A 17,480-nucleotide genomic window follows, 5' to 3' on the forward strand; every position below is an offset into this window, starting at 1 on the left:
CACTCACCAAGAAGGACACGATCGTGACCACCGACTGGCTCTGCAAACACCACAACGACCTGGGCAAGGAACAGCTCTACGCCATTCTGGAATTGCGCTCGAAAGTATTCGTCGTCGAGCAGAAATGCGCCTACCAGGACGTCGACGGGCAAGACCTGACGGGGGACACGTTGCATGTGATGGGCTGGCAGAACGATCAACTGGTGGCGTATGCCCGCGTGCTCGACCCTGAATCCCAGGGCGGCGACGTGGTGATCGGCCGCGTGATCATTGCCCCCGAGGGTCGCGGGCAAAAGCTGGGGCATGTCCTGATCGAGAAAGCCCTGGAAAACATCGAGGATTACTGGTCGGGGCAGCCCGTGTTCTTGTCCGCCCAGGCGCACTTGCAGCCGTTCTACGGGCAACACGGGTTTCGCGCCGAGGGCGAAATGTATCTTGAAGATGACATCCCGCACATCGGCATGCGCCTGACGCCTCAGGGATAACCCAGCACCTGCTTGATCTGCACCAGATGCTCGCCGACCCAGGTTTTGTCGACAGGGCCCCAACTGTGAATCTGATAACGCCCGGCATGATTACGGGCGCCGTCCTGCTGCTCGAACTCGCAGACAATATCCAGATCAGCCAGCGCCGCGATGGTGTCCTGCGCGGTACGGCGCGGCATGCCGGTCACTTCGGTCAGTGCGGGCACGCTGCTGGCAATCTGGCTATCGATTAACCAGGCCACGTACAAGCGCCGGTAAAAGCTGCTTTTGGTTTTGCTGACGTCCATTCAGAACTCCTGATGCGGATGATTGCTGGCTTTCTGTGGGAGCGGGCTTGCTCGCGATTCAGGCGCTGCGGTCCTTCTGGGAAGACGCGTCGATACCATCGCGAGCAAGCCTGCTCCCACACGGGTTCAGGGTTGGGGTTTTCCTGCCAAGTCACGCCACGTCAGATACACCCGCAAGTCAAACTCCAGCTGGTGGTAACCCGGCAACATGTGTTCGCACAATTTGTAAAAAGCCTTGTTGTGGTCCGACTCCTTGAGATGGGCCAGTTCGTGAACCACGATCATCTTCAGGAATTCAGGCGCCGCCTCCTTGAACAACGAGGCCACACGCAGTTCTTTCTTGGCCTTGAGCTTGCCACCCTGAACCCGTGAGATGGCGGTATGTAACCCCAGCGCACGGTGAGTCAGGTCGAGCTTGTTATCAAACAGCACCTTGTCGAAGGACGGCGCATTGCGCAGGTATTCCTGCTTCAGTTCCAGCGCGTAGGTATACAGCGCCTTGTCACTTTGCACCGCGTGACGCTGCGGGTAGCGTTCGCTCAGGTAGCTGCCCAACTGATCGCGCTCAATCAATTGGCGCACCTGCTCTTGCAAGGTCTGGGGGTAGGCCTGGAGGTACTTGAGAACGGTCATGGGACGCCAACGCACAGCATAGAAGGGCGCCAGTGTAGCGAATTCAACCCAAAGGCGCCCACGTCAGACTTTTACGCGGACATAAGCCAGACATTTCCGAGAAAACCCGGTGCCCACAAGCGTCGCTTGCAGCCCGAAAAGCCTCGGGGCTATCTTCACCAGTCGCCGATGATCCCCGTGGAAGAGACATGAAAAAGACGACGCCCGACGATCCCAAAGCAAATCACACCCCCCGTGATGATCATCAGCACGATGAGGCCACCCGCCGTATTCTCGATGCCGTGCTCCGTGCCCCGCCTGTTGACCTCGACAGCCTCAAGCCCACCAATGCGCAACATGTCAGCCCCAAATCACCCTTTGCCGTGCGGCCTGATATCCGGGCAATAGAGGCCTTGTCTCACATCTGGCTGATGCTCAAGAGCACAGAAGAGGTCTCGGATGAAATCACCGAGTATGCCAGTGGCATCGAGCGCGGGCTGATATGGTCATTGGTGCATTCGGTCGAGATGTCCCGCTCGCTGGTGAGTGCCCTGCTCAAGGCCAATGGCGTTGATCCGGAACAATTACACCGATCTGCATAAACATCGCACCCACAAAAAAGCCCGCATCGCTGCGGGCTTTTCAGTACGCGCCGGTCTTAGTTGACCTTGGCGTTCAGCTCACCTTTGAGGTAACGCTGGTACATCGCTTCCAGGGAGATCGGCTTGATCTTCGAAGCGTTACCGGCAGTACCGAAGGCTTCGTAACGAGCGATACACACGTCACGCATGGCCGTTACGGTGGCGCCGAAGAACTTGCGCGGGTCGAACTCGCTCGGGTTGGTTGCCATCAGGCGACGCATGGCGCCAGTCGATGCCAGACGCAGATCGGTGTCGATGTTGACCTTGCGCACGCCGTGCTTGATGCCTTCAACGATTTCTTCTACCGGCACACCGTAAGTTTCTTTGATGTCGCCGCCGAACTCGTTGATGATCGCCAGCCATTCTTGTGGAACAGAAGACGAACCGTGCATCACCAGGTGAGTGTTCGGGATACGCTTGTGGATTTCTTTGATGCGGTCGATCGCCAGCACGTCGCCAGTAGGTGGCTTGGTGAACTTGTAAGCGCCGTGGGAAGTACCGATGGCAATGGCCAGGGCATCCACTTGAGTGCGCTTGACGAAGTCAGCGGCTTCTTCCGGGTCGGTCAGCATCTGGCTGTGATCCAGAACGCCTTCTGCGCCGATGCCGTCTTCTTCGCCAGCCATACCGGTTTCAAGCGAACCCAGGCAGCCCAGCTCGCCTTCAACCGACACACCGCACGCGTGTGCCAGGGCAACGGTTTGCTGAGTAACGCGAACGTTGTAGTCGTAGTCGGTAGGGGTTTTGCCGTCTTCGCCCAGCGAGCCGTCCATCATGACCGAGCTGAAGCCCAGCTGGATCGAGCGCTGGCACACGTCAGGGCTGGTGCCATGGTCCTGGTGCATGCACACCGGGATATGCGGGAATTCTTCGATTGCAGCCAGGATCAGGTGACGCAGGAAGGGAGCACCTGCGTACTTGCGCGCACCGGCCGAAGCCTGAACGATCACCGGGGAGTCGGTCTTGTCAGCGGCTTCCATAATGGCGCGCATCTGCTCAAGGTTGTTTACGTTGAAGGCTGGAACGCCGTAGCCGAATTCGGCGGCGTGGTCCAACATCTGGCGCATGCTGATAAGTGCCATTGTGAGTGTCTCTCCCGGACAAGGGTCGTTAATCGTGCAAGCCTGCCGTAGCGGCGGCTGCTATTCAAGTTATTGCAGATCGGGGGTTGTGCCCCATTCTGCCAATCCGATTTAGCTGAAACGATACAGCTCCAGCTATAGCTATGCGGCCTGATTGTGAGAGCGGGCTTGCTCGCGATGCAGGCAATTCGGTCTATTTGCCGAACCGCGGTGATGCAATCGCGAGCAAGCCCGCTCCCACGCAAAAACCCATATCAAATCAAGGGCACCCACGCTCTTGTGAAGCCTTGGGCGACTCGTATTTTTCCAGCGCTTCAGGACCTGAGCGTTTATTGACCAGCGGCACGCTTTGCGCCTGCCAGTCTGCCTGGTAGCAACCACTCTCTTCAGGGGTTGCAGCTTCGGGCGTCGGCTTGCCCGAACTGGCGCAACCGGCCAAAAAGCCCACGATCATCAACAGCGGTAACAACTTGACCATGTCCATGCTTCCTTTCAGGGCCTGAAACACCTTCAGGCTTTGGCGCGGCTTTCCAGAATTTCGACGGCAGGCAGTACCTTGCCTTCAACGAACTCAAGGAAGGCACCACCGCCGGTGGAGATGTAGGAAATTTGATCAGCAATGCCGTACTTGTCGATAGCCGCGAGGGTGTCGCCGCCACCCGCGATCGAGAACGCTGCGCTGTCAGCAATGGCCTGGGCCAGAACCTTGGTGCCGTTACCGAACTGGTCAAACTCGAACACACCTACCGGGCCGTTCCACAGGATAGTCTTTGACGACTTCAGCAGCTCGGCGAAATGCGCGGCGGTTTGTGGGCCGATGTCCAGAATCATGTCGTCGGCAGCCACATCAGCGATCAGCTTGACGGTTGCAGCAGCGCTTTCAGCGAACTCCTTGGCCACGACCACGTCAGTCGGCAGAGGCACATTGACCTTGGCGGCGATGGCGCGGGCGGTGTCCAGCAGATCAGGTTCGTACAGCGATTTGCCAACCGGGTGCCCGGCAGCTGCCAGGAAGGTGTTGGCAATACCGCCACCCACGATCAGCAGGTCGCAGATCTGGCTCAGGCTGTTGAGCACTTCAAGCTTGGTCGACACCTTGGAGCCGGCAACGATAGCGGCCATCGGCTTGGCCGGGGCGCCCAGTGCCTTGCCCAGTGCGTCCAGCTCGGCAGCCAGCAACGGGCCAGCAGCCGCAACCTTGGCAAACTTGGCCACGCCGTGGGTCGAGCCTTCGGCGCGGTGGGCAGTACCGAAAGCATCCATCACAAACACGTCGCACAGGGCGGCGTATTGCTGGGCCAACTCGTCGGCGTTTTTCTTTTCGCCCTTGTTGAAGCGCACGTTTTCGAACAACACGATGTCGCCCGCTTTAACGTCGACGCCATTGAGATAGTCGCTGACCAACGGCACTTCGCGGCCCAGGGCCTTGCTCAAGTAATCGGCTACAGGCTTGAGGCTGTTTTCAGCCGAGAACTCACCTTCAGTCGGACGTCCCAGGTGCGAGCAGACCATAACCGCCGCGCCTTTTTCCAACGCCAGCTTGATGGTCGGCAGCGAAGCAAGGATGCGCGCATCGCTGGTGACTACACCGTCCTTGACTGGGACGTTGAGGTCTTCGCGGATCAGTACGCGCTTACCTTGCAGATCGAGGTCGGTCATCTTCAACACGGTCATGGGTCGCAGTTCCTGAGTTTCTAATGTTAGAGAGCGGGTTTGGGGTGAGTAACGTGCAAATAGTGCTCTGCCACATCGATCATTCGATTGGCAAAACCCCATTCGTTGTCGAACCAGGCCAGCAGGTTCACCAGCCGGGGGCCGGAAACGCGGGTCTGGCTGGCATCGACAATGGCCGAATGCGGGTCATGGTTGAAATCACAGCTGGCGTGGGGCAACTCGGTGTAGGCCAACAAGCCTTTGAGCGGGCCGCAGGTGGCCGCCTCGCGCAGCAGGCGGTTCACCTCTGCGGCATCGGTGTCCCGTGCCGTGGTCAGGGTGATATCCAGGCACGACACATTCAATGTCGGTACCCGCACCGCTTTGGCTTGAATTCGGCCGGCAAGTTCCGGCAACAAACGCTCAATGCCCTTGGCCAGGCCGGTAGAGACCGGAATGACCGACTGAAAGGCCGAGCGTGTACGACGCAGATCTTCGTGGTGGTAGGCATCGATCACGGGCTGATCGTTCATCGCCGAGTGAATGGTGGTAATCGATACATACTCAAGACCCAATGCCTCATCCAGCAAACGCAGCAGCGGCACGCCGCAGTTGGTCGTGCAGGAGGCGTTGGACACCAGTCGTTCTTCGCCGGTCAGGCTGTGCTGGTTAACGCCGTAGACGATGGTGGCGTCAACATCGGCGTCACTGGCCATCGGTTGCGAAAACAGCACGCGGGGAGCCCCGGCATCAAGGAAACGCTGGCCGTCGGCGCGGGTGTTGTAGACGCCGGAGCATTCCAGCACCAGGTCAACACCCAGGGCAGCCCAGTCGATCCCCTCGGGGGTGGCACTGCGGAACACTTTCACGCAGTCGCCATTGATATGCAGGCAGTCGCCTTCGATCCGTATCTCGCCGGGAAACCGGCCATGGGTGGAGTCGAAGCGCGTCAAATATTCGAGACTGGCCATATCGGCCAAATCATTGAGTGCAACAATTTCAAACCCGGCAGCGGCCCCTCGCTCGAACAACGCACGCAGGACGCAACGACCAATCCGGCCGTAGCCGTTGAGTGCAACTTTGTAGGGACGCGGTTGGGGCATGGGGTTCTCTTATTAAAAGCCTGTAGTCGCTGCCGAAGGCTGCGATCAAGACCGCACGACCTTCAAAAAAACGGGCTGCTACGCAGCCCTTCGCAGCCTGTGGCAGCGACTAACTAAAACGCGGCAGCCAGGGCCACCGCGGCTTGCTTTAGTCTTCCAGCAACTCGTCAGCCTGACCCAGGATGTTTTCCAGGGTGAAGCCGAACTCTTCGAACAAGGCTGGCGCAGGCGCCGACTCGCCGTAAGTGGTCATGCCGATGACGCGGCCTTCCAGGCCCACGTACTTGTACCAGTAGTCCGCGTGGGACGCTTCGATCGCAATACGGGCGCTCACCTGCAGCGGCAGAACCGACTGCTTGTAGCCTGCATCCTGAGCTTCGTACACGCTGGTGCATGGCATCGATACAACACGTACCTTGCGGCCTTGCTCGGTCAGCTTCTCGTAAGCCTGAACCGCCAGGCCCACTTCGGAACCGGCCGAGATCAGGATCAGTTCAGGCTCGCCTGCACAATCCTTCAGCACGTAACCACCACGGTTGATGTCGGCAATCTGGCCAGCATCACGGGTTTGGTGGTTCAGGTTCTGACGCGAGAAGATCAACGCCGACGGGCCGTCGTTGCGCTCCAGGGCGAATTTCCAGGCCGCTGCGGATTCCACCGCATCGGCTGGGCGCCAGGTGTCCAGGTTCGGCGTGGTACGCAGGCTGGTCAATTGCTCGACCGGCTGGTGCGTCGGGCCGTCTTCGCCCAGACCGATGGAGTCATGGGTGAACACATAGATCACGCGCTGCTTCATCAGGGCCGACATGCGGATGGCGTTGCGGGCGTATTCCATGAACATCAGGAAGGTCGCGCCGTAAGGCACCAGGCCGCCGTGCAGGGCAACACCGTTCATGATGGCGCTCATGCCGAACTCGCGTACGCCGTAGTACACGTAGTTGCCGCTGGCGTCTTCAGCCGAAACACCTTTGCAGCCTTTCCAGAGGGTCAGGTTGGAACCGGCCAGGTCAGCGGAGCCGCCCAGCAGTTCTGGCAACAGTGGGCCAAAGGCATTCAATGCGTTCTGGCTGGCTTTACGGCTGGCGATGGTTTCGCCCTTGGCCGCGACTTCAGCGATGTAGGCGTTGGCCTTGGCATCGAAGTCAGCAGGCAGTTTGCCGCTCAGGCGACGGGACAGCTCGCCGGCCAGCTCAGGGAACTCGGCCGCGTAGGCAGCAAAGCGCTTGTCCCACTCGGACTCAACCGCAGCACCGGCTTGCTTGGCATCCCATTCGGCGTAGATATCAGCCGGGATTTCAAACGGACCGTGGTTCCAGTTCAGGGCCTGGCGGGTCAGGGCGATTTCGTCGTTGCCCAGTGGAGCACCGTGGCAGTCTTCCTTGCCCTGCTTGTTCGGCGAGCCGAAACCGATGGTGGTTTTGCAGCAGATCAGCGTTGGCTGGTCGCTTTTGCGTGCGGTTTCGATCGCGGTCTTGATTTCTTCCGGGTCGTGACCGTCAACATTACGGATCACTTGCCAGTTGTAGGCTTCGAAACGCTTTGGCGTGTCGTCGGTGAACCAGCCTTCAACTTCGCCATCGATAGAGATGCCGTTGTCGTCGTAGAACGCGATCAGCTTGCTCAGACCCAGAGTGCCGGCCAACGAGCCAACTTCGTGGGAAATGCCTTCCATCATGCAGCCATCACCCAGGAACACGTAGGTGTGGTGATCAACGACGTTATGGCCAGGGCGGTTGAACTGAGCGCCCATGACTTTTTCTGCCAGGGCAAAGCCCACAGCGTTGGCCAGGCCCTGACCCAGCGGGCCAGTGGTGGTTTCAACGCCCGGCGTGTAGCCCAGCTCCGGGTGACCCGGGGTGCGGCTGTGCAGCTGGCGGAAGTTTTTCAGGTCGTCGATCGACAGGTCATAGCCGGTCAGGTGCAGCAACGAGTAGATCAGCATCGAACCGTGGCCGTTGGACAGCACAAAGCGGTCACGGTCAGCGAACGAAGGGTTGCTCGGGTTGTGCTTCAGATAATCGCGCCACAGTACTTCGGCGATATCCGCCATACCCATAGGGGCACCTGGATGGCCGCTGTTGGCTTTTTGCACGGCATCCATGCTGAGTGCACGAATGGCGTTGGCACGCTCACGACGGCTGGGCATCGCTGTTCTCCTGGGTATTGAAAGTTAAATCGAAACGGAAAAAAGGCGAGCATTTTCCCTCAGGCAACGCCCTCGGGGCAATGACAGATAGTCGCAAGAGGCGTTTTTCCTGTGCTTAACCGTTCAACCTGTTAAGGATCGGACATTTCGTTTCGTTAATAAGCACACACTCTCCGACAAACGCGCCACTTATCGACCAATATCAAAACTTTTCGATATTGAACTTGCGGGGGCTGTACGGGGTAACTAGACTGCGGCCCCATGAACTTACGCATGCCTTCAATCCGCCATGACGATAGCGACGAGCTCTCCGCCCTGTGCAAGGCTGGAGGCGATCCGCTGCGACTCAATGTGCTGCGCGCGTTGGCCAACGATTCGTTTGGTGTGCTGGAGCTGACGCAGATTTTTGCCACTGGCCAATCAGGCATGAGTCACCACCTCAAGGTGCTGTCTCAAGCCAGGCTGGTCGCAACACGACGCGAAGGCAATGCGATTTTTTATCGCCGTGCCCTGCCCCACACCGAGCAACCAGGCGGAAAACTCCATGCTGCGCTGCTGGAAGAGGTCGATAACCTGACCTTGCCCACCGATGTACAAGCGCGAATCAGCGCAGTACATGCACAGCGTGCAGCCGCCAGTCAGGACTTTTTCTCACGCGTAGCCGAGAAGTTTCGCGCTCAACAGGATTTGATCGCCGGCTTGCCGCAATACCGGGACAGCGTTTTGACGCTGCTCGACAAACTGAGCTTCGACCCGGCGGCCACGGCCCTGGAAGTCGGTCCCGGCGATGGCAGCTTCTTGCCCGACCTGGCTCGCCGCTTCCATCAGGTCACGGCGCTGGACAACAGCCCGGTCATGCTTGGGCTGGCCCGCCAGCTCTGTGAACGCGAGTCACTGAACAACGTCAGCCTGATCCTGGCCGACGCGCTACACGATGCACAGCTGCAAGCCGACTGCGTTGTCGTGAACATGGTCCTGCACCATTTCGCCGCACCGGCCGAAGCACTTCAGCAACTGGCAACCTTGCTGCAGCCGGGCGGCAGCCTGCTGATAACAGAGTTGTGCAGCCATAATCAGGCGTGGGCCCGCGAGGCATGCGGTGATTTGTGGCTGGGTTTTGAACAAGATGATCTGGCCCATTGGGCCACCGCTGCGGGACTCGTTCCCGGGGAAAGCCTCTATGTAGGCTTACGTAATGGTTTCCAGCTTCAGGTCCGCCACTTTCAGCGGCCAACTGGCGACACTCACCATCGGTAAATATTAGGAAACCGTCGAGATGAGCGAATACTCCCTTTTCACCTCCGAGTCCGTGTCTGAAGGGCATCCGGACAAAATCGCCGACCAGATTTCTGACGCGGTGCTGGACGCCATCATTGCTGAAGACAAGTTCGCCCGTGTGGCGTGCGAGACTCTGGTGAAAACCGGCGTAGCAATCATCGCGGGCGAAGTCACCACGTCGGCCTGGGTCGACCTGGAGCAGATCGTTCGTGACGTGATCACCGACATCGGCTACACCAGCTCCGACGTCGGCTTCGACGGTGCTACCTGCGGCGTGATGAACATCATTGGCAAGCAGTCCCCTGACATCAACCAGGGTGTTGACCGTGCCAAGCCTGAAGATCAGGGCGCCGGTGACCAGGGCCTGATGTTCGGCTACGCCAGCAACGAAACCGACGTGCTGATGCCTGCACCGATCACCTTTTCGCACCAACTGGTACAGCGCCAGGCCCAGGCCCGTAAATCCGGCCTGCTGCCGTGGCTGCGCCCGGACGCCAAGTCCCAGGTAACGTGCCGTTACGAAGGCGGCAAGGTTGTCGCCATCGACGCCATCGTGCTGTCGACCCAGCACAACCCTGAAGTGTCGTACACCGACCTGCGCGAAGGCGTGATGGAACTGATCGTCAAGCACGTGCTGCCAGCCGAGCTGCTGCACAAGGACACCCAGTTCCACATCAACCCTACCGGCCAGTTCATCATCGGTGGCCCGGTGGGCGACTGCGGCCTGACCGGTCGCAAGATCATCGTTGACACCTACGGCGGCATGGCCCGTCACGGCGGCGGCGCGTTCTCGGGCAAGGATCCATCCAAGGTTGACCGTTCGGCTGCTTACGCCGGTCGTTACGTGGCCAAGAACATCGTGGCTGCCGGCCTGGCTGAGCGCTGCGAGATTCAGGTTTCCTACGCTATCGGCGTCGCTCAACCGACTTCGATTTCGTTGAACACCTTTGGTACTGGCAAAATTTCCGACGAGAAAATCATCAAGCTGGTACGTGACGTATTCGACCTGCGTCCATACGCCATCACCACCATGCTTGACCTGCTGCACCCGATGTACCAGGAAACTGCAGCGTACGGCCACTTCGGTCGTACGCCGCAGATCAAGACCGTTGGCGACGATACCTTCACCACGTTCACGTGGGAGCGTACCGACCGCGCTGAAGAGCTGCGCGCTGCCGCCGGTTTGTAATTAAGCCTGCTGCACCAGAAGCCCCGGACAGGTGACTGTTCGGGGCTTTTTGCTGCTCATGGATAACGTTCGACGGATTGCTTGCCTGCGGATGCTGCTAACATCCACGGTTTGGATCAGCCGAAACGCGCTTGCGTGGCGTTTTTTCAGCCTTATTTAATTGTCATCTTTTGTCATGGAGCCATTTATGAAATTACTTTCACCGCTCGCCCTGTTGACTGTTTGCGGCCTGCTGGCAACGCCTCTGATGGCCGCAGACGCAGCGCCGGAACTGACCGGTTGCGCTGCCAAGAAACAAGCCATCACCCTGCAACTTGAGCAGGCCCGCGCGCACGGCAACAGCAACCAGGTCGCGGGCCTGGAAAAAGCCCTGAGCGAAGTCACCGAGCACTGCACTGACGCGGGCCTGCGCAAGGAACGTGAAAACAAGGTGCTGGAAGCCAAGCACGAAGTGAGCAAGCGCCAGGCTGATCTGGACAAAGCCATGAAGAAAGGCGACCCGGAGAAAATCGACAAACGCAAAAACAAGCTGGCCGAATCGCGCAAGGAACTGCAAGAAGCGCTGGATCAGCTGGATAAATAAGTCTCGCGATACGGATCTCCTGTGTGGGAGCGGGCTTGCTCGCGATGGCAGCACCTCGGTGATTCAGAAGTCCCGAGTCGTGCTTGTCGCGAGCAAGCCCGCTCCCACAGAAGGCGGGTACCGGCTGATCTTTACTCAGTGATTCCTGAATTCCTTGTGGCACGCACTGCAGGTGTCTTCCACTTTCTGCACGGCAGGCGTCAGGTTACTGGCTTTGTAGGGTTGTACCTGGCTGGCGATCACCAACTCACCGGTTGCGCCCTCCAACTGGCGCGCCAGTTGCTGAAAACGCTCCTGCTTTTGCCAGACATCATCGGTAGCACTGGTCAGGTCGGACTCCTTAACCTGTGGGAAATGCTTCCACGGCTCGTGAGCCAAAGCGTCCAACTTGATGGCACCTTCGGTAAAGCGCGGACCGTCAAAGGGAATCCGACCTCGCAACATGCCCCCCAGGTCTTCGCTGGTTTTTAGCATCTGCTTGAAAATCGCTTTACGCTGGCCCAGCGGCGAATCGGGATCCACCCCGCCACACGCAGACAACGTCAGGCAGGCCAGCACAACAACAGTCAATCGTTTAAAAGTCATGGTCGCTTCAGGTCACGGAAATCGGTCGCCAGTATCCTCGCGTCACCTGCAAAGACCAATACCCCTATTGAATACAAGGATTGCCAGAGGGTTATCCGGCCTCGGCAAACCTCGAAGGAATTTCACCCATGAACACATTTTTCAAGCCTCTGGCCTGGGCGTTGCCCGTTGCCCTGTTGCTGGCCGGATGTAACGGCACCGACAAGGACGCCGACAAGAATGCCACCCAGCCAGAACCCCACACGACCTACAGCAAGGCTGACTGGAGCGCACTGCCTGAAGTGACGGGCAGCGACCTGCAAAGCGGTTTTGCTTCATGGCGCAGCGCCTGTACCCGACTCAAGGCCGACCCCAACTGGGGCCCCGTGTGCAGTGACGCAGCCGCCTTGCCTGCCAGCCCGAGCGTGGCCGACATCAGCAACTTCCTGCAAACCCACCTCGACGTGTACAGCCTGCGCTCGGCCGAAGGCAGCAGCGACGGCCTGATCACCGGTTACTACGAACCGGTTTACCCCGGCAGCCTCAAGCCGACCCAGGCCGCCAACGTACCCATCTATGGCGTACCGGCTGACTTGATCGTGGTCAACCTGGACAGCATCTACCCCGAGCTCAAAGGCAAACGCCTGCGCGGTCGCCTTGAGGGCCGTGTGCTCAAGCCTTACGACACCGCAGAGACCATTAACAGCAAAGGCCTGCAAGCACCGGTACTGGCGTGGCTGACCGACCCGATGGACCTGCAGTTTTTGCAAATCCAGGGCTCGGGCCGGGTTCAACTCGACAATGGCCGCCAGCTGCGCATCGGCTATGCCGACCAGAACGGCCATCCGTACAAACCGATTGGCCGCTGGCTGGTTGAACAGGGCGAACTGAAAAAAGAAGACGTGACCATGGGCACCATTCACACCTGGGCCATGGCTCACCCGCAACGGGTCCACGAGATGCTGGCCAGCAACCCGAGCTACGTGTTTTTCACCCAGAACCCGGACAGCAACGAAGGCCCGCGCGGCTCGCTGAACGTGCCGCTGACGGCTGGCTACAGCGTGGCGGTGGACCGCAAGGTCATCCCGCTGGGCAGCCTGCTGTGGCTGTCGACCACCCAGGCTGATGGCCAGCCCATCGTACGCCCGGTAGCCGCCCAGGACACCGGTGGCGCCATTGCTGGCGAAGTGCGGGCCGATTTCTTCGTGGGCACCGGCCCTGAAGCCGGGAAGATTGCGGGCGACATGAAGCAGAAGGGCAATATCTGGCTGCTATGGCCGAAAGGCGCGGCGCTGCCGCAGTAAAACCACCTGCATGCAATGAAACCAAACCTTTGTGGGAGCGGGCTGGCTCGCGATGGCATCACCGCAGTGCATCAGGCAAACCGGATTGTCTGCATCGCGAGCAAGCCCGCTCCCACACATTGGTTATTGGCTTGCGTTTACATCGACACAAAAAAGAAGCTGACCACCAGTCCCATGCCGATAAACCACACGATGGAGCGCAGGATCGCCCAGTCGGCCAGGTAGCAGATGATGTACAGCATGCGGCTGGTAACGAACAGAACCGCTAGCACATCAATGGTCACGGGCTGGGCGTTCCCTACGATATCGGCAATGATCACCGCCGCCGCAAAGGCCGGGGTCACTTCGAAGCTGTTGAGCTGGGCGCTGTGGGCACGCTTGGCAAAGCCTTGAAGGTTGTCCAGAAACGTACGTGGATCATGGTTTTGTTTGGGCCCGAACTTGCCGTCGCTGAACTTGGCAAAAGCGGTACACACATAGGTCAAACAGAAGGCAATAAGCACACACCAGAAGGCAACCGTCATTGGAATTTCCTTTTTAGAGTTTCAACACGAGTATGGGTGGCCTGCTACAGCGCCAGTGCGCACATGCAACCTCAGTGCAACTGCGTGGTCAATGACCTCGCACATCGCGCCCATTTGCCACACCCCGGGGATGTGCCCCTGATGCCCGCGCCTGCATCCAAACATAACCCGTACTGATCGGGTTTCCATTCATTCTCGCCACCACAGGATCCCGGATGCTTGAGCTTGTTGCTGCGTTTATCTGCCTGACCTCACTACTGACTTACGTGAACTTCCGCTTTATCGGCCTGCCGCCGACGATTGGCGTGATGGTCACTGCCCTAATGTTTTCGTTGCTGCTGCAAGGCTTGAGCTTTATCGGTTATCCGGGCCTTGAAGAGCGCGTGCAAGAACTGATCGGCCAGATCGACTTCGGCGATCTGCTGATGAACTGGATGCTGTCGTTCCTGCTGTTTGCAGGCGCCCTGCACGTCAATATCAATGATGTACGCAGCTATCGCTGGCCGATTGGCCTGCTGGCCACCGTCGGTGTGCTGATCGCCACCACCGTGATCGGCAGCCTGGCGTACTGGATTTTTGCCCTGTTCGGCTGGCATATCAGTTTCCTGTACTGCCTGTTGTTCGGCGCACTCATCTCCCCCACCGACCCGATTGCCGTGCTGGGTGTACTGCGGACCGCCAACGCCTCCAAACCGCTGAAAACCACCATCGTGGGCGAGTCGCTGTTCAATGACGGCACCGCTGTTGTGGTGTTCACCGTGTTGCTCGGCATCCTGCAACTGGGCGAAACCCCGAGCCTGAGTGCCACGGCCATGCTGTTTATTCACGAAGCCATCGGCGGCGTGGTGTTCGGTGGTTTGATCGGTTACCTGGTGTACCGGATGATCAAGAGCATCGAGCAGTATCAGATCGAAGTGATGCTGACCCTGGCACTGGTGATCGGCGGCTCGGCCATGGCCAGTGAACTGCATGTGTCGGCGCCGATCGCGATGGTTGTCGCAGGTCTGATCATCGGTAATCTGGGCCGTAACAAGGCCATGAACGAGATGACCCGTCGCTACATGGACGGTTTTTGGGAGTTGCTTGATGACATGCTCAACGCGCTGCTGTTCGCGCTGATTGGCATGGAACTGTTGCTGCTGCCGTTCTCATGGCTGCATTTGCTGGCGGCCAGCGTTCTGGCCGTGGCCATTTTGCTGTCGCGCCTCTTGACCGTGGCACCGGCCATTGTCCTGCTGCGCCGCTGGCGTACCGTGCCACGGGGCACCATCCGCATCCTGACCTGGGGTGGCCTGCGCGGCGGTGTTTCGGTAGCGCTGGCCCTGGCATTGCCACTGGGCCCGGAGCGTGACCTGATCCTGAGTATCACCTACATCGTGGTGCTGTCCTCGATCCTGTTCCAGGGTTTGACCATCGGCAAACTGGTCAAGCACGTGACCAAGGATGCGCCGGTAGAGGTTGAGCACGCGCACTGATCCCGGTGTTTTTCCCCGCCTTGGCTACACTCACGTTCCTGAGGCCTTAAGGCATGACACACAAAGGGGAACGGGATGAGTACTTCTGCTGCCTATGCACCACCCAGGCGCCCTCTGGGCGCCAACATCATGATCATCACCGCATTGATTGCTCTGGGCATTACCGCCTGGCGGTTCTTCACTCCCTTGTCCGGGGTGACAGATTCCGGGGGGGCAATGACGGCGATGCTGGCCGAGTTTGTGCTGTTTGTCCTGGGGGTGGTGCTGGCTCAAGCCAGGGCGGGAGGTCTGCGAAATTTCGTCCTCTTCCTGGCCTGGGTCGGTGTGATCGGAACAACGTTTGCCGCATGCCTGCTGCACGGTTGGTGGACAGCCGCCGTTCTGGGGATCTACGCCCTGGGTGTGATCATTGAAACCTTTGCCGGCAAGCCAACAAGGAGCGCGATATGAGCGCGATCACAAAACAGTTTTTGACAGCTCCGGCCTTGTGCTTGCTGGCGGGTGTTTCCAGCGTCCACGCGCAAGACACCTACACCGTCCCGCCGCCTTTGCTGGCACCGTCCAGCATCTCTGCCGAGGACGCAAAACTGCCGATCCCCAGCGGCAAGGAGTGGGACAGTTTCCACGGGCAACTGAGCTCGCAAAAGTATTCGCCCCTGACTCAAATCAACAAGGACAACGTCGGCAAACTGACCAAGGTCTGGGAATACTTCACCGGCGACATGTCCACGGGCACCGGCAAAATCCCGCCGTCGGTCTGGTCCGCGACACCTATTTTTGCCAATGACACGTTGTACGTCGGCACGCCTTTTTACCGGATCATTGCCCTGGAGCCCGAGACCGGCAAAGAAAAGTGGACCTACGACACCAAGTCGAAACTGGTCGCCGAAACCCAGCCCGCGCTGAAATCACGTGGCGTGGCCTACTGGCAGGAAAAAACCCCTCAAGCGGGCGTGGCCTGCCAGAAGGTCGTCTACCTGGGCAACATGACCGCGCAGCTCTACGCGGTAGACGCCGACACCGGCAAGCCTTGCGAAGGCTTCGGCAAAAACGGGGTGGTGGACGTCAACCAATGGAACACCATGAACGCGAAATGGCCGCTGTCACAGTTGCAGCCACCCACCGTCATCGGTGACAAGTTGATCGTGGGCTGGGCCGGTAAAGACTGGGAATACGAAGTTGAATCCCCGGGCTCACTGTTTGCCCTCAATGCCCGCACCGGCGCGCTGGAGTGGGAATTCAAGCCGATCCCCGAGGAAGAGGCAGGCAAAACCGGCACTGCCAACATCTGGACAGCCATGTCGTATGACCCGGCGCTGGGCTTGCTGTATATCCCCGTGTCCTCGCCTTCACCCAACTATTGGGGCGGCAACCGGACCAAGCCGATTCCGCTGGGCACTTCCACCACGGCCCTGGATATCAACACCGGCAAGGTCGTGTGGTCTCGTCAGTGGGTTCACCACGACATATGGGACTACGACATCAACTCGGCCCCGACGCTGATGGACATCACCGTCAACGGCAAGCCCGTGGCAGCACTGGTGCAAGCGACCAAGATGGGCTTTTTGTTCACCGTTGACCGCCGCACCGGCGAGGACGTATGGCCGATTGAAGAACGCCCTGTACCCCAGGGTGATGCTGCTGGAGAGGTGTACTCGCCAACCCAACCGTTCCCGACCAAGCCTGCACCGTTGATGGATCAATCGAAAAAACCGGCGATCTGGAAAATCGCCGACATTGTCGGTTTTGGCCAGTGCACAAAAATGTGGGACGGCCTGGAATACAACGGCATGTATTCGCCGCCCAGCACCAAAGGCAACGGCGTACTGGCCTACCCGGACAGTGCCGGTGGCGTGCAATGGGGCGGTGTAGCGTTTGATCCGGTCAGCCAGGTCGCCATTGTGAACACCTCCCACATTGTGCAGATGATCAAGCTGTGGGACCGCGCCTCCTACGACAAGCAACCCAAAACTGCAGGCAACGAGAACGGCTTCTACCCACAGATCGGCGCGCCTTACGGCATGAGTTTGCTCAACGCACAGAACTGGGCAGGCATGCCGTGCTGGGCACCGCCTTTCGGTGAAATCGTGGCGATCGACATGCGCACCGGTGACGTGAAATGGCGTCGTCCGATGGGCGCCGTCCAGCAGTGGGGTTGGTACATGCCTGAAGACATGGGCTCGCCGACCATTGGTGGCCCGGCAGTGACCGCAGGTGGCGTGGTGTTCATTGGTGCATCGATGGATGCCAAGGTCCGTGCCTATGCCCTGGAAGACGGCAAAGAGCTGTGGTCGGACATCGTCATGGCCCCTGCCGTCGCCAACCCTGCCGTGTATGAATACAAAGGCCGACAATATGTGGCGTTTGTGGCGGGCGGCAACTCGATCATGAAAGATCAGGTAGGGGACCAGGTGGTGGTGTACGCACTGCCCAAGTAACAGAAAATAACCTGTAGTCGCTGCCGCAGGCTGCGATAAGGGCCGAAGGACCTTCGCTCTTGGAAAAAACGCGAACCCTTTGGACTCGATCGCAGCCTGCGGCAGCGGCTACACGG

At 59.1% G+C, this 17,480-nt stretch carries 18 protein-coding genes; 9 read left to right on the plus strand and 9 right to left on the minus strand.

What is annotated here, in order from left to right; translation table 11 throughout:
* The first annotated feature begins 23 nt into the window (after positions 1-23).
* Positions 24-485 (plus strand): GNAT family N-acetyltransferase, encoded by a 462-nt coding sequence (locus KO536_RS19095; RefSeq protein WP_133075212.1) that lies wholly within the window; start codon positions 24-26, stop codon positions 483-485.
* On the opposite strand, the gene KO536_RS19100 is transcribed toward KO536_RS19095, so the two are convergent.
* Together KO536_RS19100 and KO536_RS19105 are read right to left on the minus strand one after the other, a co-directional pair.
* The gene (locus KO536_RS19100) at positions 476-772 is read right to left on the minus strand and encodes a helix-turn-helix domain-containing protein (protein ID WP_133075211.1); all 297 of its coding nucleotides are present in this window, start codon (positions 770-772) and stop codon (positions 476-478) included. The genes KO536_RS19095 and KO536_RS19100 overlap by 10 nt on opposite strands.
* A 126-nt stretch (positions 773-898) precedes the next feature.
* Positions 899-1,405 carry a YgjP-like metallopeptidase domain-containing protein gene (locus KO536_RS19105; RefSeq protein ID WP_133075210.1) on the minus strand — a complete coding sequence of 169 codons (507 nt, stop codon included), beginning with the start codon at positions 1,403-1,405 and terminating at the stop codon, positions 899-901.
* A gap of 188 nt (positions 1,406-1,593) precedes the next feature.
* Between KO536_RS19105 and KO536_RS19110 the strand changes: the two genes are divergently transcribed.
* Entirely contained in the window at positions 1,594-1,986 is a 393-nt protein-coding gene (locus tag KO536_RS19110; protein WP_219262652.1) for a hypothetical protein, read from the plus strand.
* Between the two features lie 56 nt (positions 1,987-2,042).
* Here the strand turns inward: KO536_RS19110 and fba are convergent, their stop codons facing one another.
* The 5 genes from fba to tkt form a co-directional block, all read right to left on the minus strand.
* The gene (gene fba, locus KO536_RS19115) at positions 2,043-3,107 is read right to left on the minus strand and encodes a class II fructose-bisphosphate aldolase (RefSeq protein WP_004419605.1); all 1,065 of its coding nucleotides are present in this window, start codon (positions 3,105-3,107) and stop codon (positions 2,043-2,045) included.
* Between the two features lie 259 nt (positions 3,108-3,366).
* The gene (locus KO536_RS19120; RefSeq protein WP_019827976.1) at positions 3,367-3,585 is read right to left on the minus strand and encodes a hypothetical protein; all 219 of its coding nucleotides are present in this window, start codon (positions 3,583-3,585) and stop codon (positions 3,367-3,369) included.
* Positions 3,586-3,617: 32 nt separating this feature from the next.
* Complete coding sequence (locus KO536_RS19125) at positions 3,618-4,781, minus strand: phosphoglycerate kinase (RefSeq protein ID WP_019827977.1); 1,164 nt, start codon at positions 4,779-4,781, stop codon at positions 3,618-3,620.
* A 26-nt stretch (positions 4,782-4,807) separates the two neighbouring features.
* Entirely contained in the window at positions 4,808-5,863 is a 1,056-nt protein-coding gene (epd, locus tag KO536_RS19130; protein ID WP_219262653.1) for an erythrose-4-phosphate dehydrogenase, read from the minus strand.
* Positions 5,864-6,011: 148 nt separating this feature from the next.
* A complete protein-coding gene (gene tkt / locus KO536_RS19135; protein ID WP_133075206.1) occupies positions 6,012-8,009 on the minus strand; it encodes a transketolase in 1,998 nt (665 codons plus the stop codon).
* Positions 8,010-8,270: 261 nt separating this feature from the next.
* Between tkt and KO536_RS19140 the strand changes: the two genes are divergently transcribed.
* The 3 genes from KO536_RS19140 (at position 8,271) to KO536_RS19150 (ending at position 11,059) form a co-directional block, all read left to right on the plus strand.
* Positions 8,271-9,266: a metalloregulator ArsR/SmtB family transcription factor gene (locus tag KO536_RS19140; protein ID WP_133075205.1), complete on the plus strand. Its 996-nt coding sequence runs from the start codon at positions 8,271-8,273 to the stop codon at positions 9,264-9,266.
* A 19-nt stretch (positions 9,267-9,285) separates the two neighbouring features.
* On the plus strand, positions 9,286-10,476 hold the full coding sequence (gene metK / locus KO536_RS19145; protein WP_133075204.1) for a methionine adenosyltransferase: 1,191 nt from the start codon (positions 9,286-9,288) through the stop codon (positions 10,474-10,476).
* 187 nt (positions 10,477-10,663) lie between these two features.
* Positions 10,664-11,059: a DUF1090 domain-containing protein gene (locus KO536_RS19150; protein ID WP_133075203.1), complete on the plus strand. Its 396-nt coding sequence runs from the start codon at positions 10,664-10,666 to the stop codon at positions 11,057-11,059.
* A gap of 135 nt (positions 11,060-11,194) precedes the next feature.
* Here KO536_RS19150 and KO536_RS19155 read toward each other — a convergent pair whose 3' ends face one another.
* A complete protein-coding gene (locus KO536_RS19155; RefSeq protein WP_133075202.1) occupies positions 11,195-11,644 on the minus strand; it encodes a cytochrome c in 450 nt (149 codons plus the stop codon).
* Positions 11,645-11,772: 128 nt separating this feature from the next.
* Here KO536_RS19155 and KO536_RS19160 point away from each other — a divergent pair, with 128 nt between their 5' ends.
* On the plus strand, positions 11,773-12,927 hold the full coding sequence (locus KO536_RS19160; RefSeq protein WP_219262654.1) for a murein transglycosylase A: 1,155 nt from the start codon (positions 11,773-11,775) through the stop codon (positions 12,925-12,927).
* A gap of 137 nt (positions 12,928-13,064) precedes the next feature.
* Here KO536_RS19160 and KO536_RS19165 read toward each other — a convergent pair whose 3' ends face one another.
* Positions 13,065-13,451 (minus strand): MAPEG family protein, encoded by a 387-nt coding sequence (locus tag KO536_RS19165; RefSeq protein WP_133075200.1) that lies wholly within the window; start codon positions 13,449-13,451, stop codon positions 13,065-13,067.
* A gap of 215 nt (positions 13,452-13,666) precedes the next feature.
* Between KO536_RS19165 and KO536_RS19170 the strand changes: the two genes are divergently transcribed.
* From KO536_RS19170 to KO536_RS19180, 3 genes are all read left to right on the plus strand, one after another.
* Entirely contained in the window at positions 13,667-14,926 is a 1,260-nt protein-coding gene (locus KO536_RS19170) for a sodium:proton antiporter (RefSeq protein WP_219262655.1), read from the plus strand.
* A 75-nt stretch (positions 14,927-15,001) separates the two neighbouring features.
* Positions 15,002-15,376 (plus strand): hypothetical protein, encoded by a 375-nt coding sequence (locus KO536_RS19175; RefSeq protein WP_133075198.1) that lies wholly within the window; start codon positions 15,002-15,004, stop codon positions 15,374-15,376.
* Positions 15,373-17,364 (plus strand): pyrroloquinoline quinone-dependent dehydrogenase, encoded by a 1,992-nt coding sequence (locus tag KO536_RS19180; protein WP_133075197.1) that lies wholly within the window; start codon positions 15,373-15,375, stop codon positions 17,362-17,364. Before KO536_RS19175 ends, KO536_RS19180 begins: the two co-directional genes overlap by 4 nt.
* Positions 17,365-17,480 lie beyond the last annotated feature (116 nt).

The organism is Pseudomonas sp. NKUCC02_KPG (assembly GCF_019345465.1).
Lineage (GTDB): Bacteria > Pseudomonadota > Gammaproteobacteria > Pseudomonadales > Pseudomonadaceae > Aquipseudomonas.

What these genes read in the sequence shown, in the direction of transcription:
- KO536_RS19100 (WP_133075211.1), bottom strand. Translation starts at nt 772, where the DNA reads ATGGACGTCAGCAAAACCAAAAGCAGCTTTTACCGGCGCTTGTACGTG.
- KO536_RS19105 (WP_133075210.1), bottom strand. Translation starts at nt 1,405, where the DNA reads ATGACCGTTCTCAAGTACCTCCAGGCCTACCCCCAGACCTTGCAAGAG.
- KO536_RS19110 (WP_219262652.1), top strand. Translation starts at nt 1,594, where the DNA reads ATGAAAAAGACGACGCCCGACGATCCCAAAGCAAATCACACCCCCCGT.
- fba (WP_004419605.1), bottom strand. Translation starts at nt 3,107, where the DNA reads ATGGCACTTATCAGCATGCGCCAGATGTTGGACCACGCCGCCGAATTC.
- KO536_RS19120 (WP_019827976.1), bottom strand. Translation starts at nt 3,585, where the DNA reads ATGGTCAAGTTGTTACCGCTGTTGATGATCGTGGGCTTTTTGGCCGGT.
- KO536_RS19125 (WP_019827977.1), bottom strand. Translation starts at nt 4,781, where the DNA reads ATGACCGTGTTGAAGATGACCGACCTCGATCTGCAAGGTAAGCGCGTA.
- epd (WP_219262653.1), bottom strand. Translation starts at nt 5,863, where the DNA reads ATGCCCCAACCGCGTCCCTACAAAGTTGCACTCAACGGCTACGGCCGG.
- tkt (WP_133075206.1), bottom strand. Translation starts at nt 8,009, where the DNA reads ATGCCCAGCCGTCGTGAGCGTGCCAACGCCATTCGTGCACTCAGCATG.
- KO536_RS19140 (WP_133075205.1), top strand. Translation starts at nt 8,271, where the DNA reads ATGAACTTACGCATGCCTTCAATCCGCCATGACGATAGCGACGAGCTC.
- metK (WP_133075204.1), top strand. Translation starts at nt 9,286, where the DNA reads ATGAGCGAATACTCCCTTTTCACCTCCGAGTCCGTGTCTGAAGGGCAT.
- KO536_RS19150 (WP_133075203.1), top strand. Translation starts at nt 10,664, where the DNA reads ATGAAATTACTTTCACCGCTCGCCCTGTTGACTGTTTGCGGCCTGCTG.
- KO536_RS19155 (WP_133075202.1), bottom strand. Translation starts at nt 11,644, where the DNA reads ATGACTTTTAAACGATTGACTGTTGTTGTGCTGGCCTGCCTGACGTTG.
- KO536_RS19160 (WP_219262654.1), top strand. Translation starts at nt 11,773, where the DNA reads ATGAACACATTTTTCAAGCCTCTGGCCTGGGCGTTGCCCGTTGCCCTG.
- KO536_RS19165 (WP_133075200.1), bottom strand. Translation starts at nt 13,451, where the DNA reads ATGACGGTTGCCTTCTGGTGTGTGCTTATTGCCTTCTGTTTGACCTAT.
- KO536_RS19170 (WP_219262655.1), top strand. Translation starts at nt 13,667, where the DNA reads ATGCTTGAGCTTGTTGCTGCGTTTATCTGCCTGACCTCACTACTGACT.
- KO536_RS19175 (WP_133075198.1), top strand. Translation starts at nt 15,002, where the DNA reads ATGAGTACTTCTGCTGCCTATGCACCACCCAGGCGCCCTCTGGGCGCC.
- KO536_RS19180 (WP_133075197.1), top strand. Translation starts at nt 15,373, where the DNA reads ATGAGCGCGATCACAAAACAGTTTTTGACAGCTCCGGCCTTGTGCTTG.